At 65.1% G+C, this 1,588-nt stretch carries 1 protein-coding gene; it reads right to left on the minus strand.

From position 1 onward, the window contains the following. Nucleotides 1-224: 224 nt before the first annotated feature. The coding region (cycA, locus tag AB4Y84_RS21215) for a D-serine/D-alanine/glycine transporter (RefSeq protein ID WP_442250882.1) at nt 225-1,588 on the minus strand (1,364 nt) is incomplete at its 5' end.

Here is a 1,588-nt window from a genome sequence, read left to right on the forward strand (position 1 = left end):
TGGAGGCTTGGGCGCGCCATCCATGGCGCTYACACCCCCGCMACCGGACCCACCCCGCCTTCGACAATTCCCCGCGACCTGGGAACGGTGTTCTGTGCTGCTGTTGGTGGGTGTCGACCTTGCGGCTGTTGGTGGGTGTCGACCTTGGTCGACACATGGATCCACGCCATGCGTGGATGGGACTGACCGAGGCCGTGAGATCTGTTGGCGAGGGTCTTCCCCGACTAGCGCGCCATCTTCCGCCGCAGCCAGTAGCCCGCGCCCAGCAGCACAAACCATGCAGGGCTGGCCACCAGCGCCTGGCGGGTGTCGGCCTGCAGGCTCAGCAGGACCAGCACGGCGGCGAAGAAGACCAAGCAGGCCCAGCACATCGCCACGCCACCGGGCATCTTGAAGATCGATGCGGCGTGGCGCTCGGGGTAGCGGCGGCGGTAGACCATGTAGGCCACCAGGATCAGCGACCAGACGAAGATGAACAACACCGTCGCCAGGGTCGTCACCAGGGTGAAGGCGGTCACCAGGTTGGGGATCAGGTAGATCAGCAGGGTGCCGCCCAGCAGGCACAGGCAGGAGAACAGCAGGCCCCGTGCCGGCACTGCAGCGCGCGAGAGCTTGGACAGGCCACGCGGTGCATGGCCTTCCTCGGCCAGGCCATACAGCATGCGGCTGGTGGAGAAGATGCCGCTGTTGGCCGAGGACGTGGCCGAGGTCAGCACCACGAAGTTGATCAGGCTGGCGGCGGCGGGAATGCCGGCCAGCACGAACAGCTGCACGAACGGGCTCTTGTCCGGCACCACCTGCCGCCATGGGGTGACCGCCATGATCGCGATCAGCGCCAGCACGTAGAAGATGATGATGCGCACCGGAATCGAGTTGATCGCCTTGGGCAGGTTGCGCTCCGGGTCGGCCGTTTCAGCAGCGGTGGTGCCCACCAGCTCGATGCCGACGAAGGCGAACACCGCGATCTGGAAACCGGCGAAGAAACCGACCAGGCCCATCGGGAACATGCCGCCGTCATTCCACAGGTTCGACAGCGCTGCGGTATGCCCGCTGGGCGAGGTGAAGCCCCAGGCCACCAGTCCGGCGCCGGTGATGATCAGCGCGCAGATTGCCACGATCTTGATCAGCGCGAACCAGAATTCCATTTCGCCGAACAGCTTCACCGTCACCAGGTTCAACGACAACAGCAGCATCACGCAGGCCAGCGCTGGTTTCCACGCTTCCAGTCCCGGGAACCAGAACTGCGCATAGGCGGCGATGGCGATCACGTCGGCGATGGCGGTGACGATCCAGCAGAACCAGTACGTCCATCCGCAGAAGAAGCCGGCCCACGGCCCGAGCAGATCGGTGGAGAAATCGATGAAGGATTTGTACTGCAGGTTGGACAGCAACAGCTCGCCCATCGCCCGCATCACGAAGAACAGCATCGCGCCGATGATCAGGTAGACGAACACGATGGATGGGCCGGCCAGGCTGATGGTCTTGCCCGAGCCCATGAACAGGCCGGTGCCGATGGCGCCGCCGATGGCGATCAGTTGCAGGTGGCGGTTGGACAGGCTGCGGCGCAGGTGCTCGGGGGGCGTGGCGG

It is taken from the genome of Stenotrophomonas sp. 2YAF22, assembly GCF_052114665.1.
GTDB lineage: Bacteria > Pseudomonadota > Gammaproteobacteria > Xanthomonadales > Xanthomonadaceae > Stenotrophomonas > Stenotrophomonas indicatrix.